This is a genomic window from Streptomyces sp. NPDC054834 (assembly GCF_053611185.1).
This window is the reverse complement of the sequence record NZ_JBSGZV010000007.1, coordinates 82,057-100,132: the sequence shown is the minus strand read 5'-3', so window position 1 is coordinate 100,132 and position 18,076 is coordinate 82,057. Positions and strand designations below refer to the sequence as shown.

The window sequence follows — 18,076 nt, the reverse complement described above, 5'->3', positions numbered from 1 at the left end:
TTACGGGGTGAGGCCGCGTGAGCTTCTGGGAGTACCTGGCCGACCGCCACCAGCAGTTGCTCGCGGACGCCTGGCAGCACGCCTCCGCGGTCTTCCAGTGCATGGTCGCGGCCACCGCGCTGGGCGTGCTGATCGGCGTCGCCGCCTACCGCAGCGACTGGGCGGGCAACCTGGCGACCACCGCCGGCTCGGCCCTGCTGACCGTCCCGTCACTCGCCATGATCGGCCTGCTGATCCCGGTCGTCGGCCTGGGGGTGGCGCCCACGGTGATCGCCCTGACGCTGTACGGGCTGCTGCCGGTGGTCAGGAACGCGATCGTGGGGCTGCGCGGGGTCGACCCCGACCTGGTGGACGCGGCCCGGGGCATCGGGATGTCCCGCCGGGCCCGGCTGCTGCGGGTGGAGCTGCCGCTCGCCTGGCCGCCGATCCTGACCGGCGTCCGGGTCGCCACCCAGATGCTGATGGGCATCGCGGCCATCGCCGCCTACGCCTCCGGGCCCGGCCTCGGCAACGAGATCTTCCGCGGCATCGCCTCGCTGGGCAGCGCCAACGCCCTCAACCAGGTGCTCGCGGGCACCCTCGGCATCATCGTCCTGGCCCTGCTGTTCGACGCCGCGTACGTCCTGCTCGGACGGCTGACCATTCCCAGGGGGATCCGTGGCTGAGACGTCCACCACCGGGGCGGCCATCGAGTTGGAGAACCTCACCAAGCACTACCCCGGCAGCCCGCACCCGTCCGTCGACCACGTCAGCATGGCCGTCGAGGCGGGCGAGACGGTGGTCCTGGTCGGGCCGTCCGGCTGCGGGAAGTCCACGACGCTGAAGATGATCAACCGCCTGATCGAGCCGACCGGCGGCCGCATCCGCATCGGCGGTGAGGACGTCACCGGCATGGACCCGGTACGGCTGCGGCGGAGGATCGGGTACGCCATCCAGTCCTCCGGGCTCTTCCCCCACCTGACCGTCGCCCAGAACATCGCGCTGGTGCCGCGGATGGCCGGCTGGCCGAAGCCCCGGATCCGGGAACGGGTGGCGGAGATGCTCCACCTGGTCGGGCTGGAACCCGGCGAGTTCCAGGACCGCTACCCGCGTCGGCTCTCCGGGGGTCAGCAGCAGCGCGTCGGCGTGGCGCGGGCGCTGGCGGCCGATCCACCGGTGCTGCTGATGGACGAGCCGTTCGGCGCGGTCGACCCGGTCACCCGCGACCGCCTCCAGGACGAGCTGCTCCGGCTCCAGCGGGAACTGCGCAAGACGATCGTCTTCGTCACCCACGACTTCGACGAGGCGATCAAGCTGGGCGACCGGATCGCGGTACTGCGGGAGCGTTCCCGCATCGCCCAGTTCGACACCCCGGAGGCGATCCTCACCAACCCCGCGGACGACTTCGTCTCCGGTTTCGTGGGCGCGGGCGCCGCCCTGAAGCGGCTGAACCTCACCCGCGTACGGGATCTGAGGGTCGGGAACTGCCCGACGGCGACCGTGGACACCCCGCTTCAGGAGATCCTCGGCAGGCTGCGCGGCAGCGGCGCCACCGAGATCCTCCTGCTCGACCGGCACCGCCGCCCCCACAAGTGGCTCAGGCGCGGCGACCTGACGCGGGCCCGGGGTTCGCTGGCCCGCGCGGGCAGACCGGTGCGGCACACGGTGACCCGGGATGCCACGCTGCGGGACGCGCTGGAGGCGGTGCTGAGGAGCGACGCGGGGCGGGTTCCGGTGACGGGGCGACACGGCGTGCATGAGGGCGTGGTGGACATGGAGACGCTGATGAGCCGCGTGCGTGAGCTGCTGGACGCCGACCGCCTGAACGCCCTGGAGCACCGGAGCGGGTGGGCGGAGGCCCGGGCCGGCCGGACGCGTGGCGGGGAGCGGACGAGGTGATCGCGGCCGAGCTGGAGCGGCCGGCGGAACCGCGCGGACCGGGCGGATCGGGAGGCGTCGAGGAGCCGCGGGGACCCGCGGCTCCTGCGCGGTCCGCCGGGAGGCGGTTCACCTGGCAGAAGCTGACGCTGCTGCCCGCGTTCCTCCTCGCGGTGCTGCTGGCGACCTGGCTGTGGTTCCGGCAGGCGCAGCTGGACGCGGTCTCGGCGAACGCCCTGTCGAACGGTCAGGTCTCCAAGGCCCTGTGGCAGCACATCGAGCTGACCGTGATCTCGACCTTCTTCGTGCTGGTCATCGCCGTCCCGCTGGGCGTGCTGCTGACCCGTGAGGCCTTCCGGCGGGCCGGTCCGGTGGTGACGGCCCTCGCGAACGCGGGCCAGGCGACACCCGCGATCGGCCTCCTGGCCCTGCTGGTGATCTGGCTCGGCATCGGCCGGAAGGCGGCCCTGGTCGGCATGATCGCCTACGCCGTCCTGCCGGTGCTGGCCAACACCGTCGCGGGCCTGAGGGCGAACGACCCGACCCTGCTGGAGGCGGCCCGCGGCATCGGAATGTCCCCGCTCGGCGTGCTGACCCGGGTGGAGCTGCCGCTGGCCGTCCCGCTGATCCTGGCGGGCGTCCGTACGGCCCTGGTCCTCAACGTCGGCACGGCGACCCTGGCCACCTTCGGGGGAGGTGGCGGTCTGGGCGTGCTGATCACCGCCGGCATCACCAACCAGCGCATGCCGGTGCTGGTGCTGGGCGCGGTGCTCACGGTCGTACTGGCCCTGCTGGTGGACTGGCTGGCCTCGCTGGCCGAGGTGCTGCTGCGGCCGCGGGGGCTGGAGACGGGGAGTCCGGAGACGGGGAGTTGAGACGGCTCGCCGCTCCGCTGGCCGCCGGGGCACTGCTCGTGGCCTCCGGCTGCGGCCTGAGCAGCGGCTCCCCGATGGCCGACGACGTCGGGCCCGGCTCGCTCGGACGGGGCGAGCCGCTCAAGGGCGCCCATCTCACCGTGACGTCCAAGGCTGACACGGAGAGCCTCATCCTCGGCGCGATGGCCGGGATCGCCTTCCGGGCGGCCGGCGCCGACGTCCTGGACCGGACCGGCATCCAGGGTTCCATCGGCAGCCGGGAGGCGGTCAGGGGCGGGGACGCGGACGCCATGTACGACTACACGGGCACCGCCTGGATCACGTACCAGGGCCACAGCGAGCCCATTCCCGACCCGCGAAAGCAGTGGCAGGCGGTGCACGACGCCGACCTGCGCAACGGGCTGACCTGGCTGCCGCCGTCCCGGCTGAACAACACCTACGCGCTGGCCATGAACCGGGCCGCCTTCAGGAAGTACGGCACCCGGACGCTGTCGGACGTGGCCGCGCTGTCCAGGTCGCGCCCCGGGGCGGTGACGCTGTGCGTGGAGGGCGAGTTCGCCAACCGGACGGACGGGCTGCGGGGCATGCAGCGGGCGTACGGCATGCGCGTGCCGGCCAAGGACACCACGCAGATGGACACCGGGATCATCTACACCCAGGTGGCCAAGGGGAGTTGCACATACGGGGAGGTCTTCACCACCGACGGCCGCATCAAGTCGATGGACCTGGTGGTGATGGAGGACGACAGGAAGTTCTTCCCCGACTACAACGCGGCCCCGGAGATCAACTCCCGGTCCCTGAAGCGGTGGCCGGCGATCGCGGACGTTCTGGACCCGATCACCAGGAGGCTGGACAACGCGGTGGCACAGGAGCTGAACGCGAGGGTGGACGTGGGCGGGGAGGATCCGCATCAGGTGGCGTTGGAGTGGATGCGGGCGGAGGGGTTCGTGAGGTAGTACCGGGGTCGGCCTCGCGAAGAAGTCGATGCAAAGAAGGACGTGCAAAGAAGTCGATGCAAAAACGTCGTTGCAAAGGACTCTTTGCAACGCTACCTTTGTATCCATGACGGAGCACGACGAGCCGAAGCACAGGCGCCTTGATGCCCGCGCGTTGCGCGGCCTGGCCCACCCGCTGCGGATGCAGTTGTTGAGCACACTGCGGCAGCGCGGTCCGGCGACCGCCTCCCAACTGGCCTCGCGGCTCGGCGAGTCGAGCGGCGCGACCAGCTACCACTTGCGCCAACTCGCCGCACACGGCTTCGTCGAGGACGCCCCGGAGCACGGCAAGGGCCGGGAGCGCTGGTGGAAGGCGGTGGATGAGGGAATCGTCTTCGACAGCACCGAGTTCAAGACCGCGGGTCCCGAAATACGGGGAATGGCCGAGATGTTCCTGCACGAGCTCGCGAGCACTCATGCCCGCGAGCTGTCCACCTGGCTGAGCGCCCGGGACGAGTGGTCCGAGGCCTGGTCCCACTCCTCCGACATGAGCGACATGACGCTACGGCTGACGCCCGAGCTCGCCGCCGAACTCGTCCAGAAGATGCACGACTTGATCGACGGCTACCGGAACCGCGTGACCGACACGGACACCCCCGGTGCCGAGCAGGTGCGCATCCACACGCACCTCTTCCCCATCGAAACCGACTGAGCGAAACCGACTGAGCGAAACCGACCGAGCGAAACCGACCGAGACGACCCGGAGGCTTCCCCATGCACACGCACATCCAGCTCGTCCAGCAGCACATGGCCGAACTCCGCACCCAGGCCGACGCCTACCGCCTCGCCGCCCAGGCCAAGCGCCCGAGCGAACTCCGCACCCGGCTCGGCTGGACCCTCGTGGAGGTCGGTCTGCGTCTCGCCGCCACGCGCGAACCGGCCCCGGCGATGGCTTAGCAGCTCGGTACGGAGCCCTTCCCCTTCTCCAGGGCCACCAGGGAGTTCACCGCTCCCTTCAGCGTGGTCACCGGAACCAGCCTGAGCCCCTTCGGCAGCTCACCCTTGGCGTCGGCGCACTCGTCCTCGGGAACCAGGAAGACGGTCGCCCCGTCCCGCCGGGCGGCCTGCGTCTTGAGGCCCACGCCGCCGACCGCGCCCACCTTGCCGTCGGTGTCGATCGTGCCCGTACCGGCGATGGTGCGGCCACCCGTCAGGTCGCCGCCGCTGCCGTCACCGTGCAGTTTGTCGATGATCCCCAGGGAGAACAGCAGCCCCGCGCTGGGCCCGCCGACATCGGCGAGCTTGAGGGTGACCTTGACGTCCTTGCTGTTCAGGTTCAGGTACTTCAGCGCCGCCTCGGTCGCCGCGTCCTGGGACTGCTGCATCTGCTCGATGTTGTGCTTCTCGATCTCCTTGACGGTGTCGCCGCTCGGGTAGACCGCGTCGTGCGGCATGACCGCGCTGTCCGTGCGGAACCAGTTGTCGAGCACGTCGCCCAGCGACACGCGCGTGTCCGGAGAGGTCGCCACGATCGTCGTCATCCGCAGCTGCCCGCTCGTCGCGCGGGTCGGTGCGCCGGAGACGGTGATCACGGCGGTGCCCTTGTTCTTGCCCAGCACGTTCGCCGTCATCCCCGGCTGCGCCACCGAGAACGGCAGCGGAGCGAAGGCCACGGTGGCGATCAGGGCCACGACGGGCGTGGCGCAGACGGCGACGGCCTGGAGGCGCGTGAGACGAGAGAGCACAGGATCAATCTACGGGACGACCACTTCCGGCAACGGTCCGGTCAGCCCGGGTCAGACCGCGTCAGACGGGTCAGCCCGGGTCAGACCGCGTACAGGTCCCGTCGCTCCCGGGCGAACCGGCGCAGGACCCCCGGCAGGGGCGCGGTGCGACAAGGGCGAAGCCCGGCAGGGCCGCCAGGGCCAGGCAGGTCAAGCGAAGCCACCCCCGCACCCGGCCCCGGCCGCCGGCTCACCCAGCCGAGCCCAGCTCACCCGCCGAGCACAGCACAGCGCAGCCCAGCACAGCTCAGCACAGCTCAGCGCAGCGCCTCCGCCACCTCTCGCGCCGCGTCGACGACCCGCGGCCCCACTCGCTCCGGCACGGCATCCGCGAGCATCACCACACCGACACTGCCCTCGACTCCCGTGACCCCGAGCAGTGGAGCCGCGGCCCCGCTGGCCCCGGCCTCGAGCTCCCCGTGCGTCAGGGTGTACCCCGGCTCCGCCGACGGCGACTGCCGCGCGGAGAGGATCGCCTTGCCGGCGGCTCCCCGGTCCAGCGGATGCCGGAACCCCGCCCGGTACGCCACGTGGTAGTCCGTCCACGTCGGCTCGACCACCGCGACGGCCAACGCCTCGCTGCCGTCCACGAGCGTCAGATGCGCGGTCGCCCCTATGTCCTCCGCCAGCGACCGGAGCGCGGGCAGCGCGGCCTCCCGTACCAGCGGATGCACCTGCCGCCCCAGCCGCAGCACCCCGAGCCCGACCCGGGCTCGCCCGCCCAGGTCACGGCGTACGAGCGCGTGCTGCTCGAGCGTGGCGAGCAACCGGTACACGACGGTCCGGTTGACGCCCAGTCTGGTGGAAAGCTCGGTGACGGTCAGCCCATGGTCCGTGTCGGCCAGCAGCTTGAGGACACGTAGCCCCCGGTCGAGCGTCTGAGAGGTCTCCGCGGTCACGACGCCCACTCCTTAGTGGTGAGGTCGGCAACCCCTGCGCGGCGGATGCGTCGCCGAGTCCCGTCAGCGACGCGTCAGAGGCCGCCGATCGGCAGGACGGCCCGGCGGCTCCGGGCCCAGTCGCTTCACGGCTGCGCTCCGCGGCGGCGCTGCCACGGGGCGTGTGCGTAGCGGGACAGTAGCGAAGCCGGTTCGCTGAGCGGAAGCCTTCGTCCAGAATCCGGGCACCGCCCGGCATGACCTGCGACCTTCGTCCGGATACGTACAGCGCGCCGCGGGGCGCCGCACGCCCCCCGAAAACCGGGGCGGCGTCACTTCATCCGCGTCGCCCACTCCTGCACCTTGGCGATCCGCTGCCGCAGCTGACCGGCCGTCGCCTCGGCGCTCGGCGGGCCGCCGCACACGCGCCGCAGCTCGGTGTGGATCACCCCGTGCGGCTTGCCACTCTGGTGCACGTACGCGCTGACCATGGTGTTGAGCTGCTTGCGCAGCTCCATCATCTCCTTGTGCGAGACCACCGGCCGCCGCTCCGCGGGGAGCTCCAGCAGGTCGGCCTCCTCGTCCGGCTTCTTGCGGCTGTGCGCGATCTGCCGGGCCTGCCGCTTCTGGAGCAGCATCTGCACCTGGTCGGGTTCGAGGAGCCCCGGGATGCCGAGGTAGTCCTGCTCCTCCTCGCTCCCCGGGTGGGCCTGCATGCCGAACTCGGCGCCGTCGTACAGCACCCGGTCGAAGACGGCGTCGGACTCCAGCGCCTCGAAGGGCAGCATGTCCTGCTCGCCGGTGTCCTCGTCCTGCTCCTTGTTCGCCTCGTCCATCTCCTTCTCGGACTCGGCGTACGGGTCCTCCTCGCCCTCCTTCTTCGGCTTGTCGAGGGCGTGGTCGCGCTCGACCTCCATCTCGTTGGCGAAGGTGAGCAGGTCGGGGACGGTCGGCAGGAAGACGGACGCGGTCTCGCCGCGCCGCCGGGACCGTACGAAACGCCCGACGGCCTGGGCGAAGAAGAGCGGGGTGGAGATGGTGGTGGCGTACACGCCGACCGCGAGCCGGGGCACGTCGACGCCCTCGGACACCATGCGGACGGCCACCATCCAGCGGTCCTCGTTCCCGCTGAAGTCGTCGATCCGCTTCGAGGCACCGGCGTCGTCGGACAGCACGAGCGTGGCCTTGTTGCCGGTGATCTCCCGGATCAGCTTGGCGTACGCGCGCGCAGAGTCCTGGTCGGAGGCGATGACGAGGGCACCCGCGTCCGGGATGGCCTTCCTGACCTCGGTCAGCCGCTGGTCGGCGGCGCGCAGCACGGCGGGCATCCAGTCACCGCGCGGGTCGAGCGCGGTGCGCCAGGCCTGGCTGACGGCGTCCTTGGTCATCGGCTCGCCGAGCCGGGCGGCGACCTCGTCACCGGCCTTCGTGCGCCAGCGCATGTTGCCGCTGTAGGAAAGGAAGATGACGGGGCGGACGACGTGGTCGGCGAGCGCGTTGCCGTACCCGTACGTGTAGTCGGCGGCGGACCGCCGGATCCCGTCCTGCCCCTCCTCGTACGTCACGAAGGGGATGGGGTTGGTGTCGGACCGGAACGGCGTACCGGTGAGCGCGAGCCGCCGGGTGGCCGGCTCGAACGCCTCCAGGCACGCCTCGCCCCAGGACTTGGAGTCACCGGCGTGGTGGATCTCGTCGAGGATGACGAGCGTCTTGCGCTGCTCGACCCGGTTGCGGTGCAGCATCGGCCGCACACCGACACCCGCGTACGTCACCGCGACGCCCTGGTAGTCCTTCCCCAAGGGCCCCGCGCTGTACTCGGGGTCGAGCTTGATGCCCACCCGCGCGGCCGCCTCCGCCCACTGCTTCTTCAGGTGCTCGGTCGGCGCGACCACGGTCACCTGCTGCACGACGTGATGGTGCAGCAGCCAGGAGGCGAGCGTCAGCGCGAAGGTCGTCTTGCCGGCACCCGGCGTGGCGACGGCGAGGAAGTCACGCGGCTGATCCTGGATGTACTTCTCCATGGCCCCCTGCTGCCAGGCACGCAGCTTGCTGGCGGTGCCCCATGGGGCGCGGCCTGGGAAGGCGGGTGAGAGGTGGTGCGAGGGCGAGGCGGCGGTGGTAGTCACGGTCTCCGTGCGGGGGTCGGGCGGCTCGGCTGGGTATGACAACCGGGCCACCCTACCGGCGGGCCGGCGGTGCCCATGCGCGGACGAGGGCGGGTCGGGATGGGTGGGATCCACGTCACAGCACGCGGAGTCGCCCGGCGATCACGGCGACGTCACTCTCCTTTCCCGAGGCCACGTCGATGACCAGGTCGTACGCCGTGTCCTGGTCGACGGCGGCGAGATCGACGCCGTTGAGGGCGAGGAAGGTGGCGGTGGCGAGCCAGGCGGTGCGCTTGTTGCCGTCCACGAGCGGGTGGTTCGCGGCGAGGGCGTGGAGCAGTGCGGCCGCCTGTTCGTACAGGTCGTCGTAGGCCGCCGTACCGAACATACGGGCGCGCGGCCGGTGCACCGCCGATGCGAGCAGGCCCGGCTCGCGTGCCTCGGGCGCCCGGCCGCCGAAGGCGACCTCGGCGAGGGCGGTGACGTCGGCGACGGTCAGGTGACGGGTCACTCGCCCAGCCTCCTCAACAGGTCGGCGTGCGCCCCGGCCAGCCGCTCCGCGATGGCCCGCACGGCCAGGGTCTCCTCGCGGAGATACCTGTGCACGGCCTCCAGCACCACCTCTTCCGAGGGGCGGTCCTGCGCGTCCGCGAGGTCGTCGAGGGCCTGCTGGGTGGCGGGGTCCAGGGAGACGGTCAGCTGGTGCATGCGGAGCAGAGTAGGGGGCGGGGCCACGGCTCGGCGACCGGATTCCGGCGGCTCAGCGTTCCCGCAAGCGCGTCGTCACCCAGGCCCCCACCAGCGCCACCCCGGCCATCGGCAGGAACACCGCGGCGAAGGCCGCCGGGTGGGTGCCGGAGGCGGTCGTGGCTTCCGCCGCCGTGGTGGTCGCCGTGCTGCCGCCTCCCAGCGCCGCGAAGGCCGCGCCCGCCGCCGCGAGCAGGACGACGTTGGCGAGGGCGTCGGAGATCTGGAGGGCGGCCGAGTTGGCGCCGGCCTCCTCCGGGGCGGAGAGCTGGAGCAGGAGCACGCTGGTGGACGAGATGACCAGCCCCATGCCGAAGCAGCCGAAGGCCCAGGCGACGGCCACCGTCCAGGCGGGCACGGAGTGGACCAGCACGCTCGGCGCGGTGGCGACGGCGGCCGCCACCAGCACCATCCCGACGGTCATCAGCCGCTCCCGGTACGGCTCCACGCGCGCCCGTGACTGCACCCAGGAGGCGAGCGCCCACGTCGCCCCGCCCGCCGCGAGCGAGAGGCCGGCCAGTGTCGGCGACAGCCCCCGCTGGGTGACCAGCATCAGCGGTACGAAGGAGTCGGCGGCGATGAAGGAGCCGGCGGCGACCCCGCGCAACAGCACGACCGACGGCAGCCCGCGCGCCGCCCGGTAGGTGCCGGGCGGCAGCAGTCCGAGCACGGCGGGTACGAGCAGCGCGGCGCCGGCGGCACCGGGCAGCGCGGAGATCCACCGCAGGTCCTGCGCGGCGTACTGAAGCAGCCCCGCGCCGAGGGAGATCCCGAGCGCGAGCCGGATGCGCCGCCGGTCGAACGCGGCGACCGCTCGCGCCTCGACGGGCCCTCCGGCCCGCCGCCGTATCTGCGGCAGCGCGAGCCCCAGAGGGAAGACGACCAGCACCGGGATGCCGAGGAACACCCACCGCCAGCCGAGGTGCTCGGTCACCGCACCCGCCGCCAAGGGGCCCACGACCGACGGCACGACCCAGCTCGCCGCGAACGCCGCCATGATCGCCGCTCGCAGCCGCTCGGGATAGGCCCGGCCCACGACGACGTACAACGCCACGATCACGAGCCCACCGCCGAGCCCCTGGACGGCCCGCCCCACGATGAACACCCACATCGTCCCGGCGGTCCCGGCCACCACCAGCCCGGCCGCGAAAGTCCCGATCCCGGTGGTCAGCGCGCCCACCGGCCCCCGACGGTCGGACCACTGCCCGGAGAGCACCATCCCGAAGAGACTCGTCGTGAAGTACCCCGAGAACGCGAACGCGTACAGCGACACCCCGCCCAACTCCCGCGCGGCGACCGGCATCGCCGTACCCACCGCGGTCGCCTCGAAGGCGATCAGCAGCACGACCGACACGATGCCGATGCTCAGCGCACGGTAGGCCCGCCCGAGGACCGTGTCCTCCGGGCCGTCGGCAGGGGCGTCAGCGACTCCGGTGTCGCGTCGTTCAAGGGCAGCCATGGTCGCCAGCGTAAGGTGCGCAGCCTGGTTTGACCCCTGTCCGAAGTCGCCCGCCCTCATGAACGGCGTGTGGCAGTCCTGTTGCAGCCCCGGCGATTCCCTTGAACCGCCCCCCGGGCGACCGTACATTCATTTCACGAACACGGCCGTGTGCCCGAGTGGTTTAGGGACTCGCCTGCAAAGCGAGTTACGTGGGTTCGATTCCCGCCACGGCCTCTTCACGCACCTGATTCACCGGCAAATTGTGGTCTTGACGTAGTTTCCGTTGATGTCGATCGTTTCACGGATGTAGCACGTCTGACCGTTGTTATTGCGGGTGTTGTCGTTGTAGCGGTTATTGTTACCGCAACGGTTGGGGTGACGATCGCACCAGTTCTGGGGCAGCTGCGCGGTGGCATGATGACGGGCCTGCGAAACCGTGGGAGCCGCACCAGCCGCGGGGTAAGCCGCCGAGAAGGCGAGCGCCACTACCGCACAGAACATGCCCCCGGATTTGGGTATTCGCCGCCAAGTATTCCGATTCATGGCAACGCTCTCTTTTCTGGAGAGTACTTGCTTGAGGCGCCGTAACTCCAGGCTCCTCCTGCTCGTCACGCCGCGCAACCGATGTCTTCTTCGATTCCGGCCCCCTGTTCCATCACGTGTTCAATCACGTGTTCAATCACGGGCAGCGTATGTCAGAGCACGCCGCCCGCCTCGTCCTGGAAGAGTTCTGTCCAGTAGTGCCAGTCGGCGTCGGTCGTGGTGCCGGTGGGGTCTACGGATGCCAGGGTCTGGATCATGGCCGCGGCCAGCTGGTCGTAGGCCTCGGTGGTCAGTTCGTGGTTCAGGTGGTCGTCGATGGTCCGCTCGTGGTGCAGGAGCCAGAGGGCGAAGGCGAGGGTGGAGACGTCCGTGTTCAGCGGGTACAGGGTCGCCTCGGGCTCGCTGAAGTTCAGGACCGCGCCCGTCGTGCCGTCGACCACCAGGCTGTTGTCCTCGACGAGGTGGCCGAGGCGTATGAGGCGGTCGGCGTGGGCGGGGAGGTACTCCAGGGGGTAGTCGTCGGCGCGTTCCGAGGTGAAGTACTCGGTCAGCGTGAGGAGGGGGACGTCGGTGTCCAGGTGGAAGAGGACCGCGTCCTCGGGCAGGCCGGTCTCGCGCAGGAAGCGCCGCGTCGGCTCGTGGGTGAGCGTGACGGGAAAGTCGACCTCCTCGAAGCGGGCCACCCGGCCCTGGCCGAACTCCTGGTCCAGCAGCCGGCCGGGGAGGTCCAGGGCGAGGCCGGAGTCCGTGCCGGGGCCCGCGACCAGGGCGAGGGGGCGGATCAGCGCGGCGGCCTTCCAGTACGGCGGGATCTCGCCGTCCGTGCCCTCCTCGAAGAGGGCGAGGAGGCGGCGGGACGCCTCGGTGGCCGCCTTGGTGCCGTAGCGGCCCGCGTAGGCGGCGAACTCGCCGCGCAGACCGGCCAGTTCCTCGGTGACGGAGGCGAACCGCACGAGCGCCTCGAGCGAGGGCGCGAACGGGCGGCTGTCCATCGCGTCGAAGAGGTACGTGGTCGTGATCTCGCCCGTGCCGCCGTCGAGGAGGAGGGATTCCGGGTCCATGCCCGCGGGGTTGAGCAGTGCGCCTATCACCAGCCGGTCCCGCAGGTTCTCCGCCGGACCGTCGGTCGCCTCCGCCAGCGTGCGCAGCCCCTCCGTGCGCAACGGCTCGAACGTCAACAGGCCGCTGCCGGCGGGCAGTCCGGGGCCGGTCAGCCAGTGGCGCGTCGGCGCGTGGGTGACGTACGGACCGAGGTCGTCCTCGGTCAGGGTGATCGCCGCGACACCGGCGTCGGTCGTGCTCATCGCTCCCCCGCGATTTCAGTCGTACCTGGTACGTCCCGTCGGAGCGGCCTGAGCAGCCGTCCCCCACTGCTCAGGACACTACGCCGCCCCACTGACAACGCGCCCCGGGAAAAGGACGTCAGGCGACCCGGGCCCGTTCCGCCCCCGCGAGAATCGCGTCCACCGTCTCGGTCACCGTCAGCTCCGAGGTGTCCAGCCACAGTCCCGTGCGGGGGGTTTGCGCCCGCAGCCCCACGTCCAGCTGCGCCACCGTCCACGCGCCGTACCCGGTCTTCGGCCGTCCGGCCTCCCGCGCCGCCACCACCTCGGGCGCCGGGGTGAGCACGACCACGTACAGCGGGCGGGCGCGGACCAGTTCGACGTACTCGGTGAGGGCCGCGCCGAGCAGTACGTCCTGTACGACCGCCGTGAACCCGGCCGCCGCGTACGCGTCCGCGGTCGCCGCCGAGAGGCGTCGGCGCAGACGGAGCTGGGTCTCGGCCTCGCTGCCGGCGGCGGATCCGGGGACGTACTCCTCCCGGCCCGACACGATCATCCGGCGGAAGACGTCCCCGCGCACGTGCGCCGCCCGCGGCAGCCTCCCCCACTGCCTCAAGGGCGTGGGGGGACCCCCATCGCCAGTGCCTGGGCGACGGTCGACTTCCCCGACGCCATCACGCCGGTGACCACGACGACCCCGTGCATCAGACGACCCTGTGCATCAGGCGGCCCCACGCATCAGGTGAAGTAGATCCCGCCCAGCACCACCACGACCGCCGCCACCACGAACAGCAGGATCCACAGCAGCAACTTGCCGACCGCGGGCGGTGGTTCGTAGCGCGGCTGCTCCTGGGGTTCCTGCTCGCTCACTGGCCGGTCACCACCGCGGCCTGGGGGCGGATCGGGAGGCGGTTGACCGGGCGGCCGGTCGCCGCGCGGACGGCGGAGGCGATGGCCGCCGGGGAGGTGACCACCGGTACCGCGCTGACCGCCTTGGCGCCGAAGGGGGCGACCACGTCGCGTTCCTCGACCAGTTTGACGATCTGGATGTCGGGGACGTCCAGGGCCGTGGGCAGCGCGTACCCGGTGAGGTCGGGGTGCCGGATCAGGCCGCGCGGGCTGCGGAGGTTCTCGGTGAGCGCGATGCCGACGCCCTGGGTGACCCCGGCCTCGATACGTGCGGCGAGCTGCGCCGGGTTGAGCACCTGGCCGACGTCCTGGGCGACGGCCAGCTCCACGACCCGTACCGAGCCGAGTTCGATGTCGACGTCCACCACCGCGCGGATCGCGCAGAAGGCCAGGCCCACGAAGGCGTCGCCCTGGCCGGCGGCGTCCAGCGGTTCGGTGGGGTGCGGACGGCACTGGGCCGTCGCCCAGAGTTCCTTGCCGTCCATCGCCTCGGTGACGGTGGTGGACAGCACACCGTCGTACGAGGTGATCTTGCCGTCGGTGATCTGGAGCAGCTCGGTGGACATGCCGAACTTGTGTGCCAGGGGTTGCAGCAGTTGGGTGCGGACCATCTTCGCCGCCCGTTCCACCGCGCCGCCCGACACCCAGGTGTGCCGTCCGTGGCAGCTCGGCCCGGCCGGGGGCTGGTCGGTGTCGACGGGTGCCACGTGCACCTCGTCGATGCCGAGGGTCTCCTGGACGATCTGCCGGGCCAGGGTCGTGAAGCCCTGACCCGTCTCCACGGCCGCGCACAGGACCGTGGCGATGCCGTCGTGGACCTTCACCGTCGCCGTGGAGACCTCGTCGGCGCCCTCCGCGCCGAGCATGTGCACCATGCCCAGCCCGTAGCCGACCCCCCGGCGCACCGCGCCCGGTTCGCCCGCACCCTCGGGGCCGCCGGGCAGCAGCCACTCGTGCTCGGGCGTGTCCTTGGGCAGCGCGGGGAGCGGGAAGTCGCGTACCGCCTGGAGGAGTTCGGCGACGGGGGCCGGGCAGGTCACCGTCTGGCCGATCGGGAGGACGTCACCGGTCGCGAGCGCGTTGCGCAGGCGCAGTTCCGCCGGGTCCAGTGCGAGCTTCTTGGCGAGCTTGTCCATCTGCGCCTCGTAGGCGGCGCACACCTGCATGGCGCCCTCGCCGCGCACGTGGCCGGAGGGCGGGTTGTTGGTGCGGACGGCCCAGCCCTCGATGAAGGCGTTCGGCACGACGTACGGGCCGCAGGCGAAGGAGACGGCGGCGGCCAGGGCCTCGGCGGAGGCGTCGGCGTACGCGCCCGCGTCGAGGAGGATCTGCGCCTCGACCTTGACCAGCTGGCCCTCGGCGTCGGCGTGGTGCCGGTACCGGAGCAGGGTGGGGTGGCGGTGGGTGTGACCGAGGAAGGACTCCTCGCGGGTCGCCGTGAGCTTCACCGGGCAGCCGGTCTTGAGGGCGAGCAGGCCGAGCGGAAGCTGGAAGCCCTGGTCCTCGCGGTCGGCGGTGGCGCCGGGGACGCCGGTGACGACGATCTTCACCCGCTCGGGGGTCAGACCGAAGACGGCAGCGGCCGTGTTGCGGTCGCTGTGCGGGTCGGTGGAGGCGAGGTAGAGCTCCACCCCGCCGTCGGGGCGGGGCACGGCGAGGCCGGCCTCCGCGCCGATGGGGGCGGGGTCCTGACGGCCGATGCGGTACAGGCCCTCGACGACGACCTCGCCCTGCGCGTCCGGGTCGCCGTGGCGCAGCGGGATGTGCCGGATCAGGTTGCCGTCGGGGTGCAGCGCTTCGGCTTCGAAGGCCTGCTCCGGGTCGGTCACCGGGTCGAGCACCTCGTACTCGACGATGACGGCCGCCGCGGCCATCCGCGCGGTGTCCGGGTGGTCGGCGGCGACGGCAGCGATGGGCTCGCCGTGGTGGCGTACGAGCTCGGAGGCGAACACCGGGCGGTCGGGGGTGCCCCGGCCGTGGCGCGGGGTGCCGGGGACATCCTCGTGGGTGACGACGGCCCGTACGCCGGGCATCTCGCGCGCGTGGGAGATGTCGATCGACACGATGCGCGCGTGCGCGTGCGGGGAGCGCAGTACGGCCGCCCAGAGCAGGCCCTCGGCCCACAGGTCGGCCGCGTACGGGAAGGTGCCCTCGGTCTTGGCGCGGGCGTCGGCGGCGGGCAGGGAGGCGCCGAGGCCGTGCGGCAGCGGTTCGGTGTCGGGGGCGGGCTCCGCGGCGGTGGTCGCGGTGGCGGCTTCGTTGCTCACGCCTGGCCTCCGTCCTGGCCGTAGTGCTGGTCGTGCGGTACGGGACTGCCGAAGGTCCCCGGTGAGTCGAAGGCCGACGCGTTGACGCCGCCGGCTCCCGGGCCCGCCTGGTGCGGAATGCGTACGCCGTCCGTGTCCGCGTCGGTATCGGCGGCGGCGTGCCCCTCGCGCTCGGCGACGACCTCCTGGACGGCGTCCAGGACGCCCCGGTAGCCGGAGCAGCGGCACAGGTTGCCGCACAGCGCCTGACGCGCCTCCAGGTCGGTCGGGGCCGGGTTGCCCTCCAGCAGGTCGTGCACGGTCATCGCCATGCCGGGGACGCAGAAACCGCACTGCACCGCACCGCAGTTGGCGAGCGCCCGCTGTACGTCGGAGGGCCGGCCGTCGGCCGCCAGGCCCTCGACGGTGCGCACCTCGCTGCCGGCGGCGGTGGCGGCGGGCACCAGGCAGGAGGCGACGAGCCGTCCGTCGACCTGGACGTTGCAGGCCCCGCACTCGCCCTGCGAGCAGCCGTCCTTGGCCCCGGCGAGCCCGAGCCGCTCGCGCAGCACGTACAGCAGCGACTCGCCGATCCAGGCGTCGGTGACGGGGCGGTCGGCGCCGTTGACGCGCAGGACGTAGGAGGCGAGGGGGTGTTCGTCGTGCGCGAGGGGCGGGGGCGGCTCCTCCTCGGCTGCCTGCGCGGCGTCGGGCGGGGTCGCGGCGTCATCGCCCGTGGCGGCCTCTTCGGCAGCCTCCGGCTCGGGCGCGGTCTCCACGTCCGTCCCGGGGGCCGCGGGGGGCTCAGCGAACCCCTCAGGGGCCTCTGCGGCCTCCTGTGCCTGTGGGGGCGCCCCGGCGGGCTCGGCGGCTTCGGTCTCCGGCGCCTGCCCGGCCGGCGGTCCGGCGTACGGCGTGCCGGGCCGGAAGCCCTCGTGGGCGGGCTGCCCGGCCGGCTGTTCGCTGTCCGGCTCCTGCTGCCGCCCCCAGGGCTGGCCCGCCGTCTCCGTCGCCCAGGGCGCGGGGGCTCCGCCCGGGAGTGTGGCCGGTGGGGCGCTGCCCCACTGCTCGACCAGGGAGGACGTGGTGAACTCGCCCGATTCGTCCGGAAGGTCGCCCCCCGCGACGGGGATGGACCACTCCCCGGTCACATCGCGCCCGGGGGCCGACCCGGCGGGCGCGGGCCCGTCGAAGGTCCACTGCTGCGTGGTGGGGGGGTTGTACGAGAACCGGTCGTCCGCCCCGGTGTTCCCGCCCTGCGGTCCGGCGTTCGGGTCGGGCCACCGGGCGCCGGCGTCCGGCACCGCCCAGGTGCCGCCGGCCGCCGGGTCGGCGCCGGGGTCCACACCGGGGGCCACCGTTATCTGCGGCGGCACATAGCCGTGACCGGGCGCGGCCAGGAGGGCGTCGATGCCGCCCTCGGGGAGCTTCACGAAGGCGGTGGCCCCGTCGTCGTAGTCGCCCTGGGGCAGCGGGTCCCAGCGTCCACCACCCTGGGACGTGCCCTCTCCGTGCTGGTCGTCGGTCACGACAGCGCCCTCCCCAGTGCTCGTCGGGCCAGCGCGGCGACGGTGCGCCGCAGGTGCAGTACCGCGGGCGGAAGCGGCGGTACGGAGCCGTCCTGTTCCGGCGCCGGGTCCGGGATGCAGGCCGCGGCGACGTACTCGCCGAAGGCGTTCAGCGCCTCCGGGACGATCGCGCGGTCGTTGTCCCAGTCGATGAGCTGGGCGACCCACTGCTCGGCCTCCAGGGGCCGCAGCGGCATCGGCGCTATGGCGCCCACCGCGCACCGCACTCCGCGCCGGGCCGGGTCGAGGACCAGCGCCACGGAGGCGATCGCACGGCCGGGACCGGTCCGCCCGGTGGCCTTCAGGAAGACCTGCGGGGCGTGCAGCAGCGGCACGCGCACGTAGCCGATGAGTTCACCGCCGCGCAGCATGTCGACCCCGGCCAGCAGGTGCGACACCGGGATCTCCCGGCGGGCCCCGCCCTGGCCCGCGATGATCAGCGTCGCCTCCAGGGCGGCCAGGACCGGCAGCGCGTCGCCGGTGGGCGCGGCCGAGGCGATGTTGCCGCCCAGGGTGCCCGCGTTGCGGATGTGCGGCGGGCCCGCGGCGCGCGCGGCGGCGGCGAGCGCCGGGATGAGGGCCGCGAAGTCGGGGCGGCCCATGCGGGCGTGCGTGAGGCCGGCGCCGAGCAGTGCGTGGCCGTCCAGGTACTGCCAGCCGCGGATCTCACTGATCCGGCCGAGCCCCACCAGGGCGGCGGGCCTGAGCTGTCCGGAGTTGACGGCGGCCATCAGATCGGTGCCGCCCGCCACCGGCACGGCGGTGGGCATGGCGGTGAGCGCCGCCACGGCCTCGTCCAGTGTCGTGGGCAGCGTGACGGCCTGCGCCGCCTGAGGTGCGTGCGTGGTCAAACCGGCTGCCCCTTCCCGCTGCCCCACCTGGTCCCACCTGTGTTGCCGTACGGT

The 18,076-nt window shown here is 72.4% G+C and carries 18 protein-coding genes, 1 tRNA gene and 1 pseudogene; 7 read left to right on the top strand and 13 right to left on the bottom strand.

Annotated elements, in window-relative coordinates; genetic code table 11:
- The first annotated feature begins 17 nt into the window (after nucleotides 1–17).
- The 6 genes from ACWGJM_RS12285 to ACWGJM_RS12260 all read left to right on the top strand — a co-directional run bounded on the left by ACWGJM_RS12285 (nucleotide 18) and on the right by ACWGJM_RS12260 (nucleotide 4,624).
- Nucleotides 18–665, top strand: a complete 648-nt coding sequence (locus tag ACWGJM_RS12285; RefSeq protein ID WP_453411588.1) for an ABC transporter permease — start codon at nucleotides 18–20, stop codon at nucleotides 663–665.
- The gene (locus tag ACWGJM_RS12280) at nucleotides 658–1,878 is read left to right on the top strand and encodes a betaine/proline/choline family ABC transporter ATP-binding protein (protein ID WP_453411587.1); all 1,221 of its coding nucleotides are present in this window, start codon (nucleotides 658–660) and stop codon (nucleotides 1,876–1,878) included. Before ACWGJM_RS12285 ends, ACWGJM_RS12280 begins: the two co-directional genes overlap by 8 nt.
- A complete protein-coding gene (locus ACWGJM_RS12275) occupies nucleotides 1,875–2,732 on the top strand; it encodes an ABC transporter permease (protein ID WP_453411586.1) in 858 nt (285 codons plus the stop codon). The genes ACWGJM_RS12280 and ACWGJM_RS12275 overlap by 4 nt, the downstream gene beginning before the upstream one ends.
- 74 nt (nucleotides 2,733–2,806) lie before the next feature.
- Entirely contained in the window at nucleotides 2,807–3,688 is an 882-nt protein-coding gene (locus ACWGJM_RS12270) for a glycine betaine ABC transporter substrate-binding protein (RefSeq protein ID WP_453411761.1), read from the top strand.
- Between the two features lie 106 nt (nucleotides 3,689–3,794).
- The gene (locus ACWGJM_RS12265) at nucleotides 3,795–4,379 is read left to right on the top strand and encodes an ArsR/SmtB family transcription factor (RefSeq protein WP_453411585.1); all 585 of its coding nucleotides are present in this window, start codon (nucleotides 3,795–3,797) and stop codon (nucleotides 4,377–4,379) included.
- 62 nt (nucleotides 4,380–4,441) lie between these two features.
- Entirely contained in the window at nucleotides 4,442–4,624 is a 183-nt protein-coding gene (locus tag ACWGJM_RS12260; RefSeq protein ID WP_453411584.1) for a hypothetical protein, read from the top strand.
- Here the strand turns inward: ACWGJM_RS12260 and ACWGJM_RS12255 are convergent.
- The 6 genes from ACWGJM_RS12255 to ACWGJM_RS12230 form a co-directional block, all read right to left on the bottom strand.
- A complete protein-coding gene (locus ACWGJM_RS12255; protein WP_453411583.1) occupies nucleotides 4,621–5,412 on the bottom strand; it encodes a S16 family serine protease in 792 nt (263 codons plus the stop codon). The two genes, ACWGJM_RS12260 and ACWGJM_RS12255, sit on opposite strands and share 4 nt — an antisense overlap.
- Before the next feature lie 296 nt (nucleotides 5,413–5,708).
- Nucleotides 5,709–6,350, bottom strand: a complete 642-nt coding sequence (locus ACWGJM_RS12250; RefSeq protein WP_453411582.1) for an IclR family transcriptional regulator — start codon at nucleotides 6,348–6,350, stop codon at nucleotides 5,709–5,711.
- A gap of 311 nt (nucleotides 6,351–6,661) precedes the next feature.
- The gene (locus ACWGJM_RS12245; RefSeq protein ID WP_453411581.1) at nucleotides 6,662–8,455 is read right to left on the bottom strand and encodes a DEAD/DEAH box helicase; all 1,794 of its coding nucleotides are present in this window, start codon (nucleotides 8,453–8,455) and stop codon (nucleotides 6,662–6,664) included.
- A gap of 115 nt (nucleotides 8,456–8,570) precedes the next feature.
- Nucleotides 8,571–8,945: a type II toxin-antitoxin system death-on-curing family toxin gene (locus ACWGJM_RS12240; protein WP_453411580.1), complete on the bottom strand. Its 375-nt coding sequence runs from the start codon at nucleotides 8,943–8,945 to the stop codon at nucleotides 8,571–8,573.
- Nucleotides 8,942–9,142 (bottom strand): hypothetical protein, encoded by a 201-nt coding sequence (locus ACWGJM_RS12235; protein ID WP_453411579.1) that lies wholly within the window; start codon nucleotides 9,140–9,142, stop codon nucleotides 8,942–8,944. The genes ACWGJM_RS12240 and ACWGJM_RS12235 overlap by 4 nt, the downstream gene beginning before the upstream one ends.
- A gap of 52 nt (nucleotides 9,143–9,194) precedes the next feature.
- Nucleotides 9,195–10,640, bottom strand: a complete 1,446-nt coding sequence (locus tag ACWGJM_RS12230) for an MFS transporter (protein WP_453411578.1) — start codon at nucleotides 10,638–10,640, stop codon at nucleotides 9,195–9,197.
- Between the two features lie 144 nt (nucleotides 10,641–10,784).
- Between ACWGJM_RS12230 and ACWGJM_RS12225 the strand changes: the two genes are divergently transcribed.
- Nucleotides 10,785–10,856: transfer RNA gene (locus tag ACWGJM_RS12225), tRNA-Cys, on the top strand.
- 15 nt (nucleotides 10,857–10,871) lie between these two features.
- Here the strand turns inward: ACWGJM_RS12225 and ACWGJM_RS12220 are convergent.
- The 7 genes and pseudogenes from ACWGJM_RS12220 to ACWGJM_RS12190 form a co-directional block, all read right to left on the bottom strand.
- Nucleotides 10,872–11,108 (bottom strand): hypothetical protein, encoded by a 237-nt coding sequence (locus tag ACWGJM_RS12220; protein WP_453411577.1) that lies wholly within the window; start codon nucleotides 11,106–11,108, stop codon nucleotides 10,872–10,874.
- A gap of 209 nt (nucleotides 11,109–11,317) precedes the next feature.
- On the bottom strand, nucleotides 11,318–12,469 hold the full coding sequence (locus ACWGJM_RS12215) for an SUKH-4 family immunity protein (RefSeq protein ID WP_453411576.1): 1,152 nt from the start codon (nucleotides 12,467–12,469) through the stop codon (nucleotides 11,318–11,320).
- A gap of 118 nt (nucleotides 12,470–12,587) precedes the next feature.
- Nucleotides 12,588–13,153, bottom strand: a pseudogene (locus ACWGJM_RS12210) (AAA family ATPase).
- A gap of 33 nt (nucleotides 13,154–13,186) precedes the next feature.
- Nucleotides 13,187–13,318: a hypothetical protein gene (locus ACWGJM_RS12205; protein ID WP_453411575.1), complete on the bottom strand. Its 132-nt coding sequence runs from the start codon at nucleotides 13,316–13,318 to the stop codon at nucleotides 13,187–13,189.
- Nucleotides 13,315–15,624: a xanthine dehydrogenase family protein molybdopterin-binding subunit gene (locus ACWGJM_RS12200; RefSeq protein WP_453411574.1), complete on the bottom strand. Its 2,310-nt coding sequence runs from the start codon at nucleotides 15,622–15,624 to the stop codon at nucleotides 13,315–13,317. The genes ACWGJM_RS12205 and ACWGJM_RS12200 overlap by 4 nt, the downstream gene beginning before the upstream one ends.
- Complete coding sequence (locus tag ACWGJM_RS12195; RefSeq protein ID WP_453411573.1) at nucleotides 15,621–17,132, bottom strand: 2Fe-2S iron-sulfur cluster-binding protein; 1,512 nt, start codon at nucleotides 17,130–17,132, stop codon at nucleotides 15,621–15,623. The genes ACWGJM_RS12200 and ACWGJM_RS12195 overlap by 4 nt, the downstream gene beginning before the upstream one ends.
- Entirely contained in the window at nucleotides 17,129–18,022 is an 894-nt protein-coding gene (locus ACWGJM_RS12190; protein ID WP_453411572.1) for an FAD binding domain-containing protein, read from the bottom strand. The genes ACWGJM_RS12195 and ACWGJM_RS12190 overlap by 4 nt, the downstream gene beginning before the upstream one ends.
- Nucleotides 18,023–18,076: the final 54 nt, after the last annotated feature.